We start from the raw sequence: 13,507 nt of genomic DNA on the forward strand, positions 1-13,507 counted from the left end.
GTCGCTGAACCGTGACTAACGCAGATAACCTGATCGCGCTGCTCATCGCGGCGCCATTGCTCGGAGCGGCGGTCCTGCTGTGCGGCGGCCGGCGACTGGACGCCGTCGGCCACTGGATCGGCACGGCCCTGGCCGCCGCGTCCTTCGTCTTCGGCGTGATCCTCTTCGCCGACCTGCTCGGCAAGAACGCCGAACACCGCACGCTCACCCAGCACCTGTTCAGCTGGGTGCCGGTCGAGGGCTTCCAGGCGGACGTCGCCTTCCGCCTGGACCAGCTGTCGATGACGTTCGTGCTGCTGATCACCGGCGTCGGCTCGCTGATCCACCTGTACTCGGTCGGGTACATGGAGCACGACGAGCGGCGCCGCCGCTTCTTCGGCTATCTCAACCTGTTCCTCGCGGCGATGCTGCTGCTCGTCCTCGCCGACAACTACCTGCTGCTGTACGTCGGCTGGGAGGGCGTCGGTCTCGCCTCCTACCTGCTGATCGGCTTCTGGCAGCACAAGCCCAGCGCGGCCACGGCGGCGAAGAAGGCCTTCCTGGTCAACCGCGTCGGCGACATGGGCCTGTCGATCGCGATCATGCTGATGTTCACGACCTTCGGCACCTTCGCCTTCGGTCCGGTGCTCGGCACCCATGAGGAGCCCGGGCTCGTCGGCGGCGCCTCCGGGGCGACACTCACCGGTATCGCGCTGATGCTGCTGCTCGCCGCCTGCGGCAAGTCCGCCCAAGTGCCGCTGCAGTCCTGGCTCGGCGACGCGATGGAGGGCCCGACGCCGGTCTCGGCCCTGATCCACGCCGCCACGATGGTGACCGCGGGCGTCTACCTCATCGTCCGCTCCGGCGCCATCTTCAACGCGGCGCCCGACGCGCAACTCGTGGTCACGATCGTCGGTGCCGTCACGCTCCTGTTCGGTGCGATCGTCGGTTGCGCGAAGGACGACATCAAGAAGGCGCTGGCCGGCTCCACCATGTCGCAGATCGGCTACATGGTCCTCGCCGCGGGCCTCGGCCCCATCGGCTACGTCTTCGCGATCATGCACCTGGTGACGCACGGCTTCTTCAAGGCCGGGCTGTTCCTCGGCGCCGGTTCGGTCATGCACGGCATGAACGACGAGGTCGACATGCGCAAGTACGGCGGCCTCAGGAAGTACATGCCGATCACCTTCATCACGTTCGGCCTCGGCTACCTGGCCATCATCGGCTTCCCGGGCCTGTCCGGCTTCTTCTCCAAGGACAAGATCATCGAGGCGGCGTTCGCCAAGGGCGGCACCGAGGGCTGGATCCTCGGCGGCGCGGCGCTGCTGGGCGCGGCCATCACGGCGTACTACATGACGCGTGTGATGCTGATGACCTTCTTCGGAGAAGAGCGCTGGCGCAATCAGCCGACCCGGTCCCCTGAGGCGCCGAGCGCGGAGCCCGCCGCCGAGCACCAGGGCGAGCACGCCGAGCCGCACCCGCACGAGTCGCCCAAGTCCATGACGGTCCCGATGATCGTGCTGGCCTTCGGGTCGGTGTTCGCGGGCGGGTTCTTCAGCATCGGTGACCGTTTCCTGCACTGGCTGGAACCCGTCACCGGGCATTCGGAGGGCAACTCGCCGGTCAGTGCCCTCACGGTCACCCTGGCCACCATGGCCGTCCTGGTCGTCGGCGTCGCCATCGCCTGGGCCCAGTACGGCCGCAGTCCGGTCCCGGTCGTCGCCCCGCGCGGGTCGCTGCTCACCCGGGCCGCCCGGCGCGACCTGCTCCAGGACGACTTCAACCACGTCGTCCTGGTCCGCGGCGGAGAGCACCTCACCCGCTCCCTGGTGTACGCCGACCACACCCTGGTCGACGGTGTCGTCAACGGCACGGCTGCCTCGATGGGCGGCCTCTCCGGGCGGATGCGCAGGCTGCAGAACGGCTTCGCGCGGTCGTACGCGGTCTCGATGTTCGGCGGTGCGGCGGTCCTCGTCGCCGCGACCCTGCTGATGAGGGCGGTCTGATACCGATGTCCTTTCCCCTGCTGACAGCGACGGCGGCGCTCCCGGCCCTCGGGGCGGTCGCCACGGCAGCCGTACCGGCCGCCCGGCGCACCGCCGCCAAATGGCTGGCGCTGCTCGTCTCGCTCGCCACCCTGGTGCTCGCCGCCATCGTCGTGGTGCGCTTCGACCCGGACGGCGACCGCTACCAGCTCACCGAATCCCACGCCTGGATCAAGGACTTCGGCGTCCGCTACGAACTGGGTGTGGACGGCATCGCGGTCGCGCTTCTCGCGTTGACGGCGCTGCTGATCCCGTTCATCATCCTCGCGGGCTGGCACGACGCCGACCCGCTGGAGACCGGGAACAAGCGCTGGCGGCCGACGCAGGGCTTCTTCGCCCTGATCCTGGCCGTCGAGGCGATGGTGATCATCTCCTTCGAGGCCACCGACGTCTTCGTCTTCTACATCTTCTTCGAAGCCATGCTGATCCCGATGTACTTCCTCATCGGCGGCTTCGGGGACCGGGCCCACGCGCACGGCGAGGAGACGGCGTCCACACAACGGTCGTACGCGGCGGTGAAGTTCCTCCTCTACAACCTCGTCGGCGGTCTGATCATGCTGGCCGCGGTGATCGGCCTCTACGTGGTCGCCGGGAGCTTCAGCCTCCAGGACATCGCCGAGGCACGGGCCAACGGCTCGCTCGACATGGCGACCAACACCGAACGCTGGCTGTTCCTCGGCTTCTTCTTCGCCTTCGCGGTGAAGGCGCCGCTGTGGCCGCTGCACACCTGGCTGCCCAACGCCATGCAGGAGGCCACCGCCCCGGTCGCCGTGCTCATCACGGCGGTCGTCGACAAGGTGGGCACGTTCGCGATGCTCCGCTTCTGCCTCCAGCTGTTCCCGGAGGCGAGCAAGTGGGCGACGCCCGTCATCCTCGTCCTGGCACTGATCAGCATCATCTACGGGGCGCTGCTCGCCGTCGGCCAGCGGGACATCAAGCGCCTGGTGGCGTACGCGTCTATCTCGCACTTCGGGTTCATCATCCTGGGCATCTTCGCGATGACCAGCCAGGGCCAGTCCGGGGCGACGCTCTACATGGTCAACCACGGGATCTCGACGGCGGCCCTGATGCTGGTGGCCGGCTTCCTGATCTCCCGGCGCGGCTCGCGGCTCATCGCCGACTACGGCGGGGTGCAGAAGGTCGCCCCGGTGCTCGCCGGCACTTTCCTGATCGGCGGCCTGGCGACCCTCTCGCTTCCCGGGCTCGCGCCCTTCGTGAGTGAGTTCCTCGTGCTCGTCGGCACGTTCGCGCGCTACCCGGTGGTCGGGATCATCGCGACCTTCGGCATCGTTCTCGCCGCGCTCTACACCCTGGTCCTCTATCAGAGGACGATGACCGGGCCGGTGAAACCGGAGGTCTCCGCGATGCCGGACCTGCGGGTGCGCGAGCTGGTGGTCGTGGCTCCGCTGATCGTGCTGTTGATCTTCCTGGGCGTCTATCCGAAGCCCGTCACGGACATCGTGAACCCGGCGGTCAAACAGACCATGTCCGACGTGCACAAGAAGGACCCCCAGCCCAAGGTGGAGGCGGCAAAGTGAGCGCAACAGCCGTCCACAGCCTGTGGACAACCGCGGCCGATCCGATCTCGAAGATCGACGCGCCGAAGTTCGAGTACGGACAACTGTCCCCCATCCTGATCATCGCCGGCGCGGCGATCCTCGGGGTGCTGGTCGAGGCGTTCGTCCCGCGCAAGTCCCGTTACTACGCTCAGCTGTTCGTGTCCGTGGTCGCGCTGGCCGCCGCGTTCGCCGCGGTCGTCGCACTCGCCGCGGACGGATACGCCACGACCAAGGCCGGCATCGCCGCCATGGGGGCGATCGCCGTCGACGGACCGGCCCTCTTCCTGCAGGGAACGATCCTGCTGGCGGCCGTGCTAGGCCTGTTCACCTTCGCCGAACGCCGGCTCGATCCGGAGGCGCACGGCAACCGTGTCGACTCCTTCGCCGCACAGGCCGCCTCCGTGCCGGGCAGCGAGAGCGAGAAAGCCGCGGTGAAGGCCGGGTTCACCACCACCGAAGTGTTCCCGCTGCTGCTGTTCGCCGTCGCGGGCATGCTGATCTTCCCGGCGGCCAACGACCTGCTGACGCTCTTCGTGGCGCTGGAGGTCCTCTCGCTCCCGCTGTACCTGCTGTGCGCGCTGGCCCGCCGCAAGCGGCTGATGTCGCAGGAAGCCGCGGTCAAGTACTTCCTGCTCGGAGCGTTCGCCTCCGCGTTCACCCTGTTCGGCATCGCCCTGCTGTACGGCTACGCGGGCTCGATGTCGTACGCCACGATCGCGCAGGTCGTCGACGGCACGGTCACCACCGTCGACCCGGCGCTCGCGGACACCATGGGTAACGACGTCCTGCTGCTCATCGGCGCCGCGATGCTGGTGATGGGCCTGCTGTTCAAGGTCGGCGCGGTGCCGTTCCACATGTGGACGCCCGACGTCTACCAGGGCGCGCCGACGCCGGTGACCGGTTTCATGGCTGCGGCCACCAAGGTGGCGGCCTTCGGCGCGCTGCTGAGGGTCCTGTACGTCATCCTGCCCGGGCTGCGCTGGGACTGGCGGCCGGTCATGTGGGGCGTCGCGATCGTCACCATGCTCGGCGGTGCGATCGTCGCGATCACCCAGACCGACATCAAGCGGCTGCTGGCGTACTCGTCGATCGCGCACGCGGGCTTCATCCTCGCGGGTGTCATCGCGACCACGCCCGACGGTGTGTCCTCGGTTCTCTTCTACCTGGCCGCGTACTCGTTCGTGACGATCGGCGCGTTCGCGGTGGTCACGCTGGTCCGCGACGCGGGCGGCGAGGCGACCCACCTGTCCAAGTGGGCCGGTCTTGGCCGCCGTTCACCGCTGGTGGCGGCGGTGTTCGCGGTGTTCCTGCTCGCCTTCGCCGGCATCCCGCTGACCTCCGGCTTCGCCGGGAAGTTCGCCGTGTTCAAGGCGGCGGCGGAGGGCGGCGCGGCTCCGTTGGTCGTGGTCGGTGTGATCTCGTCCGCGATCGCGGCGTTCTTCTACATCCGCGTCATCGTGCTGATGTTCTTCAGCGAGCCGAAGCCCGAGGGCCCGACGGTGGCCGTGGCCTCGCCTCTGACGACCACGGTGATCGGAGTGGGCGTCGTGATGACGCTGGTGCTCGGTGTGGCGCCGCAGTACTTCCTGGACCTGGCGAACCAGGCGGGAGTGTTCGTGCGCTGACCCTGCGGTGCAGGTGAGGAGGGCCTCGGCTCCCGTTGCGGGAGGCGGGGCCCTTCGCGTGCAGGCAGGGGGGAGCGGTGGTATGTCATCAGCCTGTGGATAACTCCGGCGCTGTCAGTTCCTGCCCCTATCGTGGAGGCAGTGGTCGAGGGACGACATACGGGGGACACGGCTATGGGCGGGACGGGCGGGATCATCGAGATGCCAGGGATCACCGAGACGCCGGCGACGGACAGCGAGGCGCTGGCCACGCTGCACCGGGTCTTCGGGTACGAGACCTTCCGTGGTGAGCAGGAAGAGGTCATCGAGCATGTGGTGGCCGGCGGGGACGCCGTCGTCCTCATGCCGACCGGTGGCGGCAAGTCGCTGTGCTACCAGATTCCGTCCCTCGTCAGACCCGGTACGGGCATTGTGGTCTCGCCGCTCATCGCCCTGATGCAGGACCAGGTGGACGCGCTGCGGGCGCTCGGGGTGCGTGCGGGGTTCATGAACTCCACGCAGGACTTCGACGAGCGGCGGGTGGTGGAGGCCGAGTACCTGGCCGGCGAGCTGGACCTGCTCTACCTCGCGCCGGAGCGGCTGCGGCTGGAGTCCACGCTGGACCTGCTGTCGCGCGGCAAGATCGCCGTCTTCGCGATCGACGAGGCACACTGCGTGTCCCAGTGGGGCCACGACTTCCGTCCCGACTACCTCTCCCTGTCGCTGCTGGGGCAGCGCTGGCCGGACGTGCCGCGGATCGCGCTGACGGCGACGGCCACGCACGCGACGCACCAGGAGATCACCCAGCGGCTGGGGATGCCGACGGCCCGCCACTTCGTGGCGAGCTTCGACCGGCCCAACATCCAGTACCGGATCGTGCCGAAGGCCGACCCCAAGAAGCAGTTGCTGGGTTTCCTGCTCGAGGAGCACCCCGGCGACGCGGGCATCGTGTACTGCCTCTCACGCAAGTCCGTCGAGGCGACCGCCGAGTTCCTTTCCCGCAACGGCATCGAGGCGGTGCCCTACCACGCGGGCCTGGACGCGGGCACCCGCGCGGCCCACCAGTCCCGCTTCCTGCGGGAGGACGGCCTGATCGTGGTCGCGACCATCGCGTTCGGCATGGGCATCGACAAGCCGGACGTCCGCTTCGTCGCCCATCTCGATCTGCCCAAGTCGGTCGAGGGCTACTACCAGGAGACGGGGCGGGCGGGCCGCGACGGGCTGCCGTCCACGGCCTGGATGGCCTACGGCCTCAACGACGTCATACAGCAGCGCAAGATGATCCAGTCGAGTGAGGGCGACGAGGCGTTCCGGCGCCGCGCCGCGGCCCACCTCGACTCGATGCTGGCGCTGTGCGAGACGGCCCAGTGCCGGCGCGGCCAGCTCCTCGCCTACTTCGGCCAGGACCCGGACCCCACGGGCTGCGGCAACTGCGACACCTGCCTCGTCCCGCCGGAGACGTGGGACGGTACGGTCGCGGCCCAGAAGGTGCTGTCGACGGTGGTGCGGCTGCAGCGGGAGCGGGGGCAGAAGTTCGGCGCGGTGCAGATCGTCGACATCCTGCTGGGCAAGCGCACCGCGAAGGTCATCCAGTTCGACCACGACCAGCTGTCCGTGTTCGGCATCGGCGAAGAGCACTCCGAGGGCGAATGGCGAAGCGTCGTACGGCAGTTGCTGGCCCAGGGGCTGCTCGCGGTCGAGGGGGACTACGGCACGCTGGTGCTGACCGAGGCCAGCGGGTCGGTGCTCCGGCAGGAGCGGGAGGTGCCGCTGCGCAAGGAGCCGAAGAAGGCGGTGACCTCGCGGTCGGCGTCCGGGTCGTCGGGTTCGGGCTCCGGGCGGGGCGACCGCAAGGCCAAGGCGGCGGCGGCCGAGCTGCCGGAGGAACTGCTGCCCGCCTTCGAGGCACTGCGGGCGTGGAGGGCCGAACAAGCGCGGGATCAGGGCGTTCCGGCGTACGTCATCTTCCACGACGCGACCCTGCGAGAGATCGCGACGGTGTGGCCCTCCTCCGTGGAGCAGCTCGGCGGGATCAGCGGGGTCGGCGAGAAGAAGCTGGTGACGTACGGGGAGGGCGTGGTCGGGGTGTTGGCCGAGCTGGGCGGCCCTCCCGGAGCGGGAGCCACTACGGGTGCGGCGGGTGACCCCGGCGCCGGGGCGGAGGGGCCCGCTGGTGGTGCCGCGCCGGGCTCGGGTTCGGGCGCGGGACCGGGCTCGCAGTTCGACGACTGGCCGGAGGCGGAGCCCGAGCCGGAGGACTGGATATAGGGGCTCGGAGGACTGGACGGGCAGGTGGGGTGCGGCATCGGCACCGGCTTCTGCTTCTGCTTCTGCTTCGGCGGTCTCAGAGAGACCGGGTCGCGTACGCCCTGACGTCCGCGTCGGAATCGGTGGTGGCCGTGGCAAGGGCCGCGAGGGCGTCCTCGGTGCCCGTGTGCCGGGTCAGGGCCAGGACGGCGGCCTTGCGGACATCGGCGTTCGGGTCGGCCAGGGCCTTGGCCAGGGCGGGGACGGCCGCTTCGGGGTTCGCCGCGGCCAGGGCGGTGGCGGCGCCGGCCCGAACCTGCCAGGCGGGGTCGGACAGGGCGGACGTGGCGCGGGCGGCCAGCGGTGGTGGGCAGCCGGTGGTGCCCAGCGCACTGTAGGCGGCGGCGCGCACCAGGGCGTCGGGGTCACTCGTCAGCTCCGTGAGGGCCACCTGGACGGCCGGGACGACCTCGGCTGCGTCCAGGACTGCGGCTCCGGGAGCGGAATCGGGGACGGTCGGGGTGCCGGCCGAGGTGTCCGGGCGGTCGGTGGCCGGGGTGTCGGTTGGGTGTCCCGTGGTCACCGTGGCCAGGGCCTTGGCGATCTGGACGCGGACCTCGCGGGACGGGTCGGTGGTGGCCGCGTGGGCCAACGGGGCCACGGCGTCCACGGACACGAGGGCGCGTACGGCCTCGATGCGGACGGAGATGTCGGAGTCCGACAGGGAGCCCGCGAACAGGTCGGCGTGGCCCAGGCGCAGCGCCCGCAGCACGTCCAGGGCGGTCGCCCGGACGACGGCGTCGGCGCCGGACACCGCGGTGGCGAGGCGGTCGCGGAGGGCCGGCTCGGGCGGCAAAGTCTCGACGAGTTCGCGCAGTGAGGCGGCCGCGGCGGAGCGGACGCCGGGGTGAGCGTCGGACAGGAGCGCGGCGAGGGCCGGTCCGGTTCCGGGCGGGGCGGTCTCCGTGAGGACGGTGACGGCGGTCCGGCGGACGGTCGGATCCGGGTCGGTCAAGTAGGGCTGGAGGGAGGCGAGTTCGGGCTCCTCCTCGGCAAGGGCGAGGAGGGTGAGCAGGCGGGGCGAGGTCGGGGCGTCGGCCTCGGTGACAGCGATGGTCCCGGCGTGGACGTCGGCTCCGGGCTGAGCGGCCGCATCGGTCCCGACGGCGAGTCCGCCGGTCTCCGGAACGGTGACAGCGTGGTCGGTCCCGGTGTCCGCGGTGGGCGTCCGTTCCCGGGCCACCGGTGCCACCTCCCGGGCCCCCGCCGTCGCCACCTGCTCGGCGTGCACCTCGCCGAGGTGCCGGGAAGGACCACCGGCCGGGGTGAACTCCTCGACCGGGACGAGATAGGGAGCCACGGGACGGGCCGTGAACTCCATCGCACCAGAGGGGGACTTGTGCAGATCGAGGTGGTGGAACCAGGACGCGTCGTCGCGATGAGGGTGGTCGAGGCGGTCGTGGTAGAGGCCCCAGCGGGACTCCGTGCGGGCCAGGGAGGCGCGGGCCGCCATCTCCGCGCAGTCGCGGATGAAGGTGACCTCCGCGCAGCGCATCAGCTCGTGCGGGGTGCGGGCACCCATCGCGGCGATGTCGGCGCGCATCCGCTCGAACGCCTCCAGCGCCAGGGAGAGCCGGGCGCCCGACTTCGGCGGGGCCACGTAGTCGTTCACGAAGCGGCGCAGCTTGTACTCGACCTGGGGCTGCGGCGGGCCGTCCGGGTGGTGCAGCGGACGGTAGATCAGCTCGTGCGCCTCCCGGAGCTGGTCAGAAGGAAGCTCGCCCTCGTAGGGCGCGTACTGGGAGGCGTCCGCGCCCGCCAGGTCGCCGAAGACGAACGCGCCGATCATGTAGTTGTGCGGGACGCACGCCAGGTCGCCGGCGGCGTACAGGCGGGGGACGGTCGTGCGGGCGTGGTCGTCGACGCGGACTCCCGAGGCCGAGTGGCCGCCGCACAGGCCGATCTCGGAGATGTGCATCTCGACGTCGTGGGTGCGGTAGTCGTGCCCGCGGCCGGAGTGGAAGGTGCCGCGGGTGGGGCGCTCGGTGGAGTGCAGGATCGACTCCAGCGCCGAGACCGACTCCTCCGGGAGGTGGCTCAGCTTCAGGTAGACCGGGCCCCGGTCGGAGGCCACCTCCGCGGCGAACTCGGCCATCATCTGGCCGGACCAGTAGTCGGAGTCGACGAAGCGTTCGCCGTGCCGGTTGACCTGGTAGCCGCCGAAGGGGTTCGCGACGTAGGCGCAGGCCGGGCCGTTGTAGTCCTTGATCAGCGGGTTGATCTGGAAGCACTCGATGCCGGTGAGCTCGGCGCCCGCGTGGTAGGCCATGGCGTAGCCGTCGCCCGCGTTGGTCGGGTTCTCGTACGTGCCGTACAGGTAGCCGGAGGCGGGCAGGCCGAGGCGTCCGCAGGCACCGGTGGCGAGGACGACCGCGCCGGCGCGGACGGTGACGAACCGTCCCGTACGGGTGTTGAAGCCCGCCGCACCCACGGCGCGCCCGTCCTTGGGAGACGTCAGCACGCGCACCGGCATCACCCGGTTCTCGATCCGGATCCGCTCCCGCATCTCGCGCCGCCGCAACTGCCGGTACAGGACCTTCTTGACGTCCTTGCCCTCCGGCATCGGCAGCACGTAGGAGCCGGAGCGGTGGACCTGGCGGACCGCGTAGTCGCCGTGCTCGTCCTTCTCGAACTTCACGCCGTACGACTCCAGGCGCTGCACCATGGCGAAGCCGCGGGTGGCGGTCTGCCGGACGGTGGACTGGTCGACGATGCCGTCGTTGGCGCGGGTTATCTCGGCGACGTAGTCGTCGGGCTCGGCACGGCCCGGGATCACCGCGTTGTTGACGCCGTCCATGCCCATGGCGAGGGCGCCGGAGTGGCGGACGTGCGCCTTCTCCAGGAGGAGCACGTCGGCGCCGTGCTCGGCGGCGGTCAGGGCGGCCATGGTGCCTGCGGTGCCGCCGCCGATGACGAGGACGTCGCAGGTCAGCTCCTCGGCGTCGGTGAGGGCCGGAATCTCCGTGAGGGTGTCCACCGGGGTGCCTTTCAGATGCTCAGGGAGGTCAGGACATCGCGCCGCAGCGCCACGCGTGCCGGGTCGTCGTGCGCCGTACGGTCGCGCGGGCGCGGGATGTCGCGTACGGCGGTGAGCCGGCCGGAGCCGAGCAGGGCCACGCGGTCGCCCAGGAAGAGGGCCTCGTCCACGTCGTGGGTGACGAAGACGACGGTCGCGCCGGTGCCCCGCAGCACCTCCACCAGCAGGTCCTGCATGCCGGCGCGGGTCTGGGCGTCGAGGGCGCCGAACGGTTCGTCCATCAGGACGGCGCGCGGGTGGGCGGCGAGGGCGCGGGCCAGTTGCGCGCGCTGGCGCTGGCCGCCGGAGACGCGGTGCGGCAACTGCCGGGCGAGGTCGGTGAGTCCGACCCGGTCGAGCCAGGACTCGGCCTGGGCGCGGCGTTCGTCGCGTGGCACTCCGTTGACGGCGAGCGGGAGTTCGACGTTGGCGCGCAGGGTGCGCCAGGGCAGGAGGGCGTCCTCCTGGAAGACCAGCGCGCGGTCGGTGGCAGGGCCCGTCAGCGGACGGCCGTCCTGGGTGGCCGCGCCGGCGAGTGGAGGCAGCAGCCCCGCCAGGGTGCGCAGCAGCGTCGACTTCCCGCAACCCGAGGGGCCGACGACGGAGAGGATCTCGCCGGACACCACTTCGAGGTCCACCCCCTCCAGCACGGGCGCGTCCGGGCGGCCGAGCGTGGCCCCACGCAGGGCGAGCCCGGTACCGGACCGCTCCCGCCCTCGCTGCGCCGGGCGGACCTCAGACGAGCTGGTCATGGGCCACCTCCTGGTTGGCCTTGGGGCGCGCGGTCGCGGAGGCGGGGCCGGCGCCACGGGTCCGGGGAGCGCGCACCCCGGGGACGTACGACGTGCGGGGCAGCCAGCGGGTCAGGCGGCGGCCCAGCAGCTCCACGGCGGTGGAGGTGAGCCAGCCGAGGACTCCGATGGTGACCATGCCGACGAACACGCCGGGGTAGTCGACGACCGTGTAGTCCTGCCAGGTGCGGTAGCCGACGCCGTACTGGCCGGAGATCATCTCGGCGGAGATCACACAGATCCACGAGACGCCGATACCGACCGACAGACCGCCGAAGATGCCGGGCAGCGCGCCCGGCAGGACGACCGAGCCGAGGATCCGCCACCGGCCGCCGCCCATGGTGAGCACCGCCTCCTCCCACACGGGGGTCAGCGCGCGGACCGCGTGCCGGGTGGAGACCAGGACCGGGAAGAAGGCGGCGGTGCAGGTGATGAAGACGATGCCCTGTTCGTTGGAGGGGAAGAGGAGGATCGCGACGGGGACCAGGGCGATCGCCGGGATCGGACGGACCACTTCCAGCAGCGGGCCGAGCAGGTCCTCGGCGAGGCGGGAGCGGGCGACGAGCACGCCGGTCGCCACGCCCAGGACGGCGGCGAGGAGGAAGCCGGTGAGGATGCGGGTGAGGCTGTCGGTGAGGTCCGTCCAGTAGTCGGGGCCGGAGAGCCGGTCGGCGAAGGCGCGGGCCACGTCGGCGACGGTGGGGAACTGCGAGAAGCGCAGCCACAGGTCGACATTCAGGCTGGTCAGCAGCTGCCAGAGGCCGAGGGTGGCGGTGACGGAAGCGAGTCGCAGGGCGTATCGGCCGGTCCGGCGCGGATATCGGGGCGCGTTTCGGGCCGTCTGCCGCGCGGTTCCGGTCATGATGCCCGCTCCAGTGCGTCGGCGTACGTGATGACGCGGGCGCCGCCGTGCTCGGCGACGTATGCCTGGGCGGTGGACGGGGCGACGAAGGGCAGGAGTTGGTCGCCGTCGGTCACCCAGATCGCCTGGTCGGCGAACCAGAGGGTGCCCGTGGTGGCGTCGGGGACGTAGGCGGCGCGGATGCCGGACCGGTGCTTGCCGACGTAACTCAGCAGTTCGGCGGGGGACTTGAAGGTGCGGGTCGTGGTCGCGCCCTTGGGCCAGATTTCGCTCGCGGCGGGTGCGGGTGTCGCGGCCAGGCGTTTGGCGTAGGTCGGGCCGAGGGCCTTCTTGACGTACTGGTCGTCGACGAAGGCGTCCACGTCCACGTCGCCGGTGAGCTTGGCCGACTTCAGGACCGACACGTCCTCCTTCAGGGCGGAGACGAGTGGGGGCTTGATCGCCGGGTCGAAGGTGGCGATGCCGTGGGCGCCGTTGTAGAGGTAGACGACCTCGGCGGGCAGGCTGGTGGCCCGGGCGACCTTCTCGGCGGCGGCCACCGGGTGTTCGGCGAGGTAGTCGGTGGCCTCCGCCTGGGCCTTGAGGAACGCCTCCAGGACGGCGGGACGCTTCTGCGCGAAGTCCTCGCGGGCGGTGACGCCGTGGAACGTGGGGAGGTTCAGCTGGGCGCCGTCGTACAGGACCTTCGCCTTGCCCTGGAAGGCGAGCAGGCCGGGCCAGGCGACGAACTGCGAAAGCGCGTCCGCGCTGCCGGCGGCCAGGGCCGAAGCGCCCACGGCCGGCTGCTGGTTGAGTTTCTCGATGTCCTGGTCGGGGTCGAGGCCGGCGCGTTGCAGGGCGCGGACGAGGGTGCCGTCGGCGGCCGAACCGACGCTCGTCGACACCTTCTTGCCGCGCAGGTCATCCAGCGAGCCGAGCTTGGAGCCGGGGGAGGTGACGATCGTGTTGAGGCCGCCGCGCAGGTTGTAGCCGGTGACCGAGACCAGACGGGTGGGCTTGCCGAGCTGCTTGCCGCGGGCCGCGTTGATGAGGAGCGGGAAGTCGCCCATCGAGCCGATGTCGATCTTCCCGGCGGTCATCTGGGCTGTGATGGGGGCGCCGGTGGCGTAGTCCTGCCAGTCGACCTTGTAGGTGTGGCCGTCGTGGAGGGCGTTGAGCTGCTTCTCGAAGTAGCCGAGGGAGCGGAGGAGGGTTCCCGCGGTGACCGTGTTGATCGTCTTGGACTGGTAGCCGACGGTGACGGTGATCGTGGAGCCGTCGCCGGCCTCGGCGGTGCCGCCGCAGGCCGTGAGCGGGAGGAGGAGAAGGGCGGCGGACGTGGCAACAGCTTTGTGTTTCATGGGA

At 70.7% G+C, this 13,507-nt stretch carries 8 protein-coding genes; 4 read left to right on the forward strand and 4 right to left on the reverse strand.

Annotated elements, in window-relative coordinates; translation table 11 throughout:
• Window positions 1-11 precede the first annotated feature (11 nt).
• The 4 genes from nuoL (at window position 12) to recQ (ending at window position 7,455) form a co-directional block, all read left to right on the forward strand.
• Window positions 12-1,985, forward strand: coding sequence for an NADH-quinone oxidoreductase subunit L (nuoL, locus tag ACIBK3_RS05895; protein WP_399362337.1), 1,974 nt, complete (start codon window positions 12-14; stop codon window positions 1,983-1,985).
• 5 nt (window positions 1,986-1,990) lie between these two features.
• Complete coding sequence (locus ACIBK3_RS05900) at window positions 1,991-3,562, forward strand: NADH-quinone oxidoreductase subunit M (RefSeq protein ID WP_399362338.1); 1,572 nt, start codon at window positions 1,991-1,993, stop codon at window positions 3,560-3,562.
• On the forward strand, window positions 3,559-5,208 hold the full coding sequence (nuoN, locus tag ACIBK3_RS05905) for an NADH-quinone oxidoreductase subunit NuoN (RefSeq protein WP_399362340.1): 1,650 nt from the start codon (window positions 3,559-3,561) through the stop codon (window positions 5,206-5,208). Before ACIBK3_RS05900 ends, nuoN begins: the two co-directional genes overlap by 4 nt.
• A 174-nt stretch (window positions 5,209-5,382) precedes the next feature.
• Window positions 5,383-7,455, forward strand: coding sequence for a DNA helicase RecQ (gene recQ / locus ACIBK3_RS05910; protein WP_399362343.1), 2,073 nt, complete (start codon window positions 5,383-5,385; stop codon window positions 7,453-7,455).
• 76 nt (window positions 7,456-7,531) lie between these two features.
• Here recQ and ACIBK3_RS05915 read toward each other — a convergent pair whose 3' ends face one another.
• Genes ACIBK3_RS05915 through ACIBK3_RS05930 form a run of 4 tightly spaced genes read right to left on the reverse strand, consistent with a single transcriptional unit; the run spans window position 7,532 to window position 13,503 of the window.
• Window positions 7,532-10,471 carry a fumarate reductase/succinate dehydrogenase flavoprotein subunit gene (locus ACIBK3_RS05915; RefSeq protein WP_399362345.1) on the reverse strand — a complete coding sequence of 980 codons (2,940 nt, stop codon included), beginning with the start codon at window positions 10,469-10,471 and terminating at the stop codon, window positions 7,532-7,534.
• Window positions 10,472-10,482: 11 nt separating this feature from the next.
• Window positions 10,483-11,262 carry an ABC transporter ATP-binding protein gene (locus ACIBK3_RS05920; RefSeq protein ID WP_399362346.1) on the reverse strand — a complete coding sequence of 260 codons (780 nt, stop codon included), beginning with the start codon at window positions 11,260-11,262 and terminating at the stop codon, window positions 10,483-10,485.
• Window positions 11,246-12,163, reverse strand: coding sequence for an ABC transporter permease (locus ACIBK3_RS05925; protein WP_399362348.1), 918 nt, complete (start codon window positions 12,161-12,163; stop codon window positions 11,246-11,248). The genes ACIBK3_RS05920 and ACIBK3_RS05925 overlap by 17 nt, the downstream gene beginning before the upstream one ends.
• Window positions 12,160-13,503: an ABC transporter substrate-binding protein gene (locus ACIBK3_RS05930; RefSeq protein WP_399362350.1), complete on the reverse strand. Its 1,344-nt coding sequence runs from the start codon at window positions 13,501-13,503 to the stop codon at window positions 12,160-12,162. The genes ACIBK3_RS05925 and ACIBK3_RS05930 overlap by 4 nt, the downstream gene beginning before the upstream one ends.
• Window positions 13,504-13,507 lie beyond the last annotated feature (4 nt).

The sequence above is a fragment of the Streptomyces sp. NPDC050287 genome (assembly GCF_044459385.1).
GTDB lineage: Bacteria > Actinomycetota > Actinomycetes > Streptomycetales > Streptomycetaceae > Streptomyces.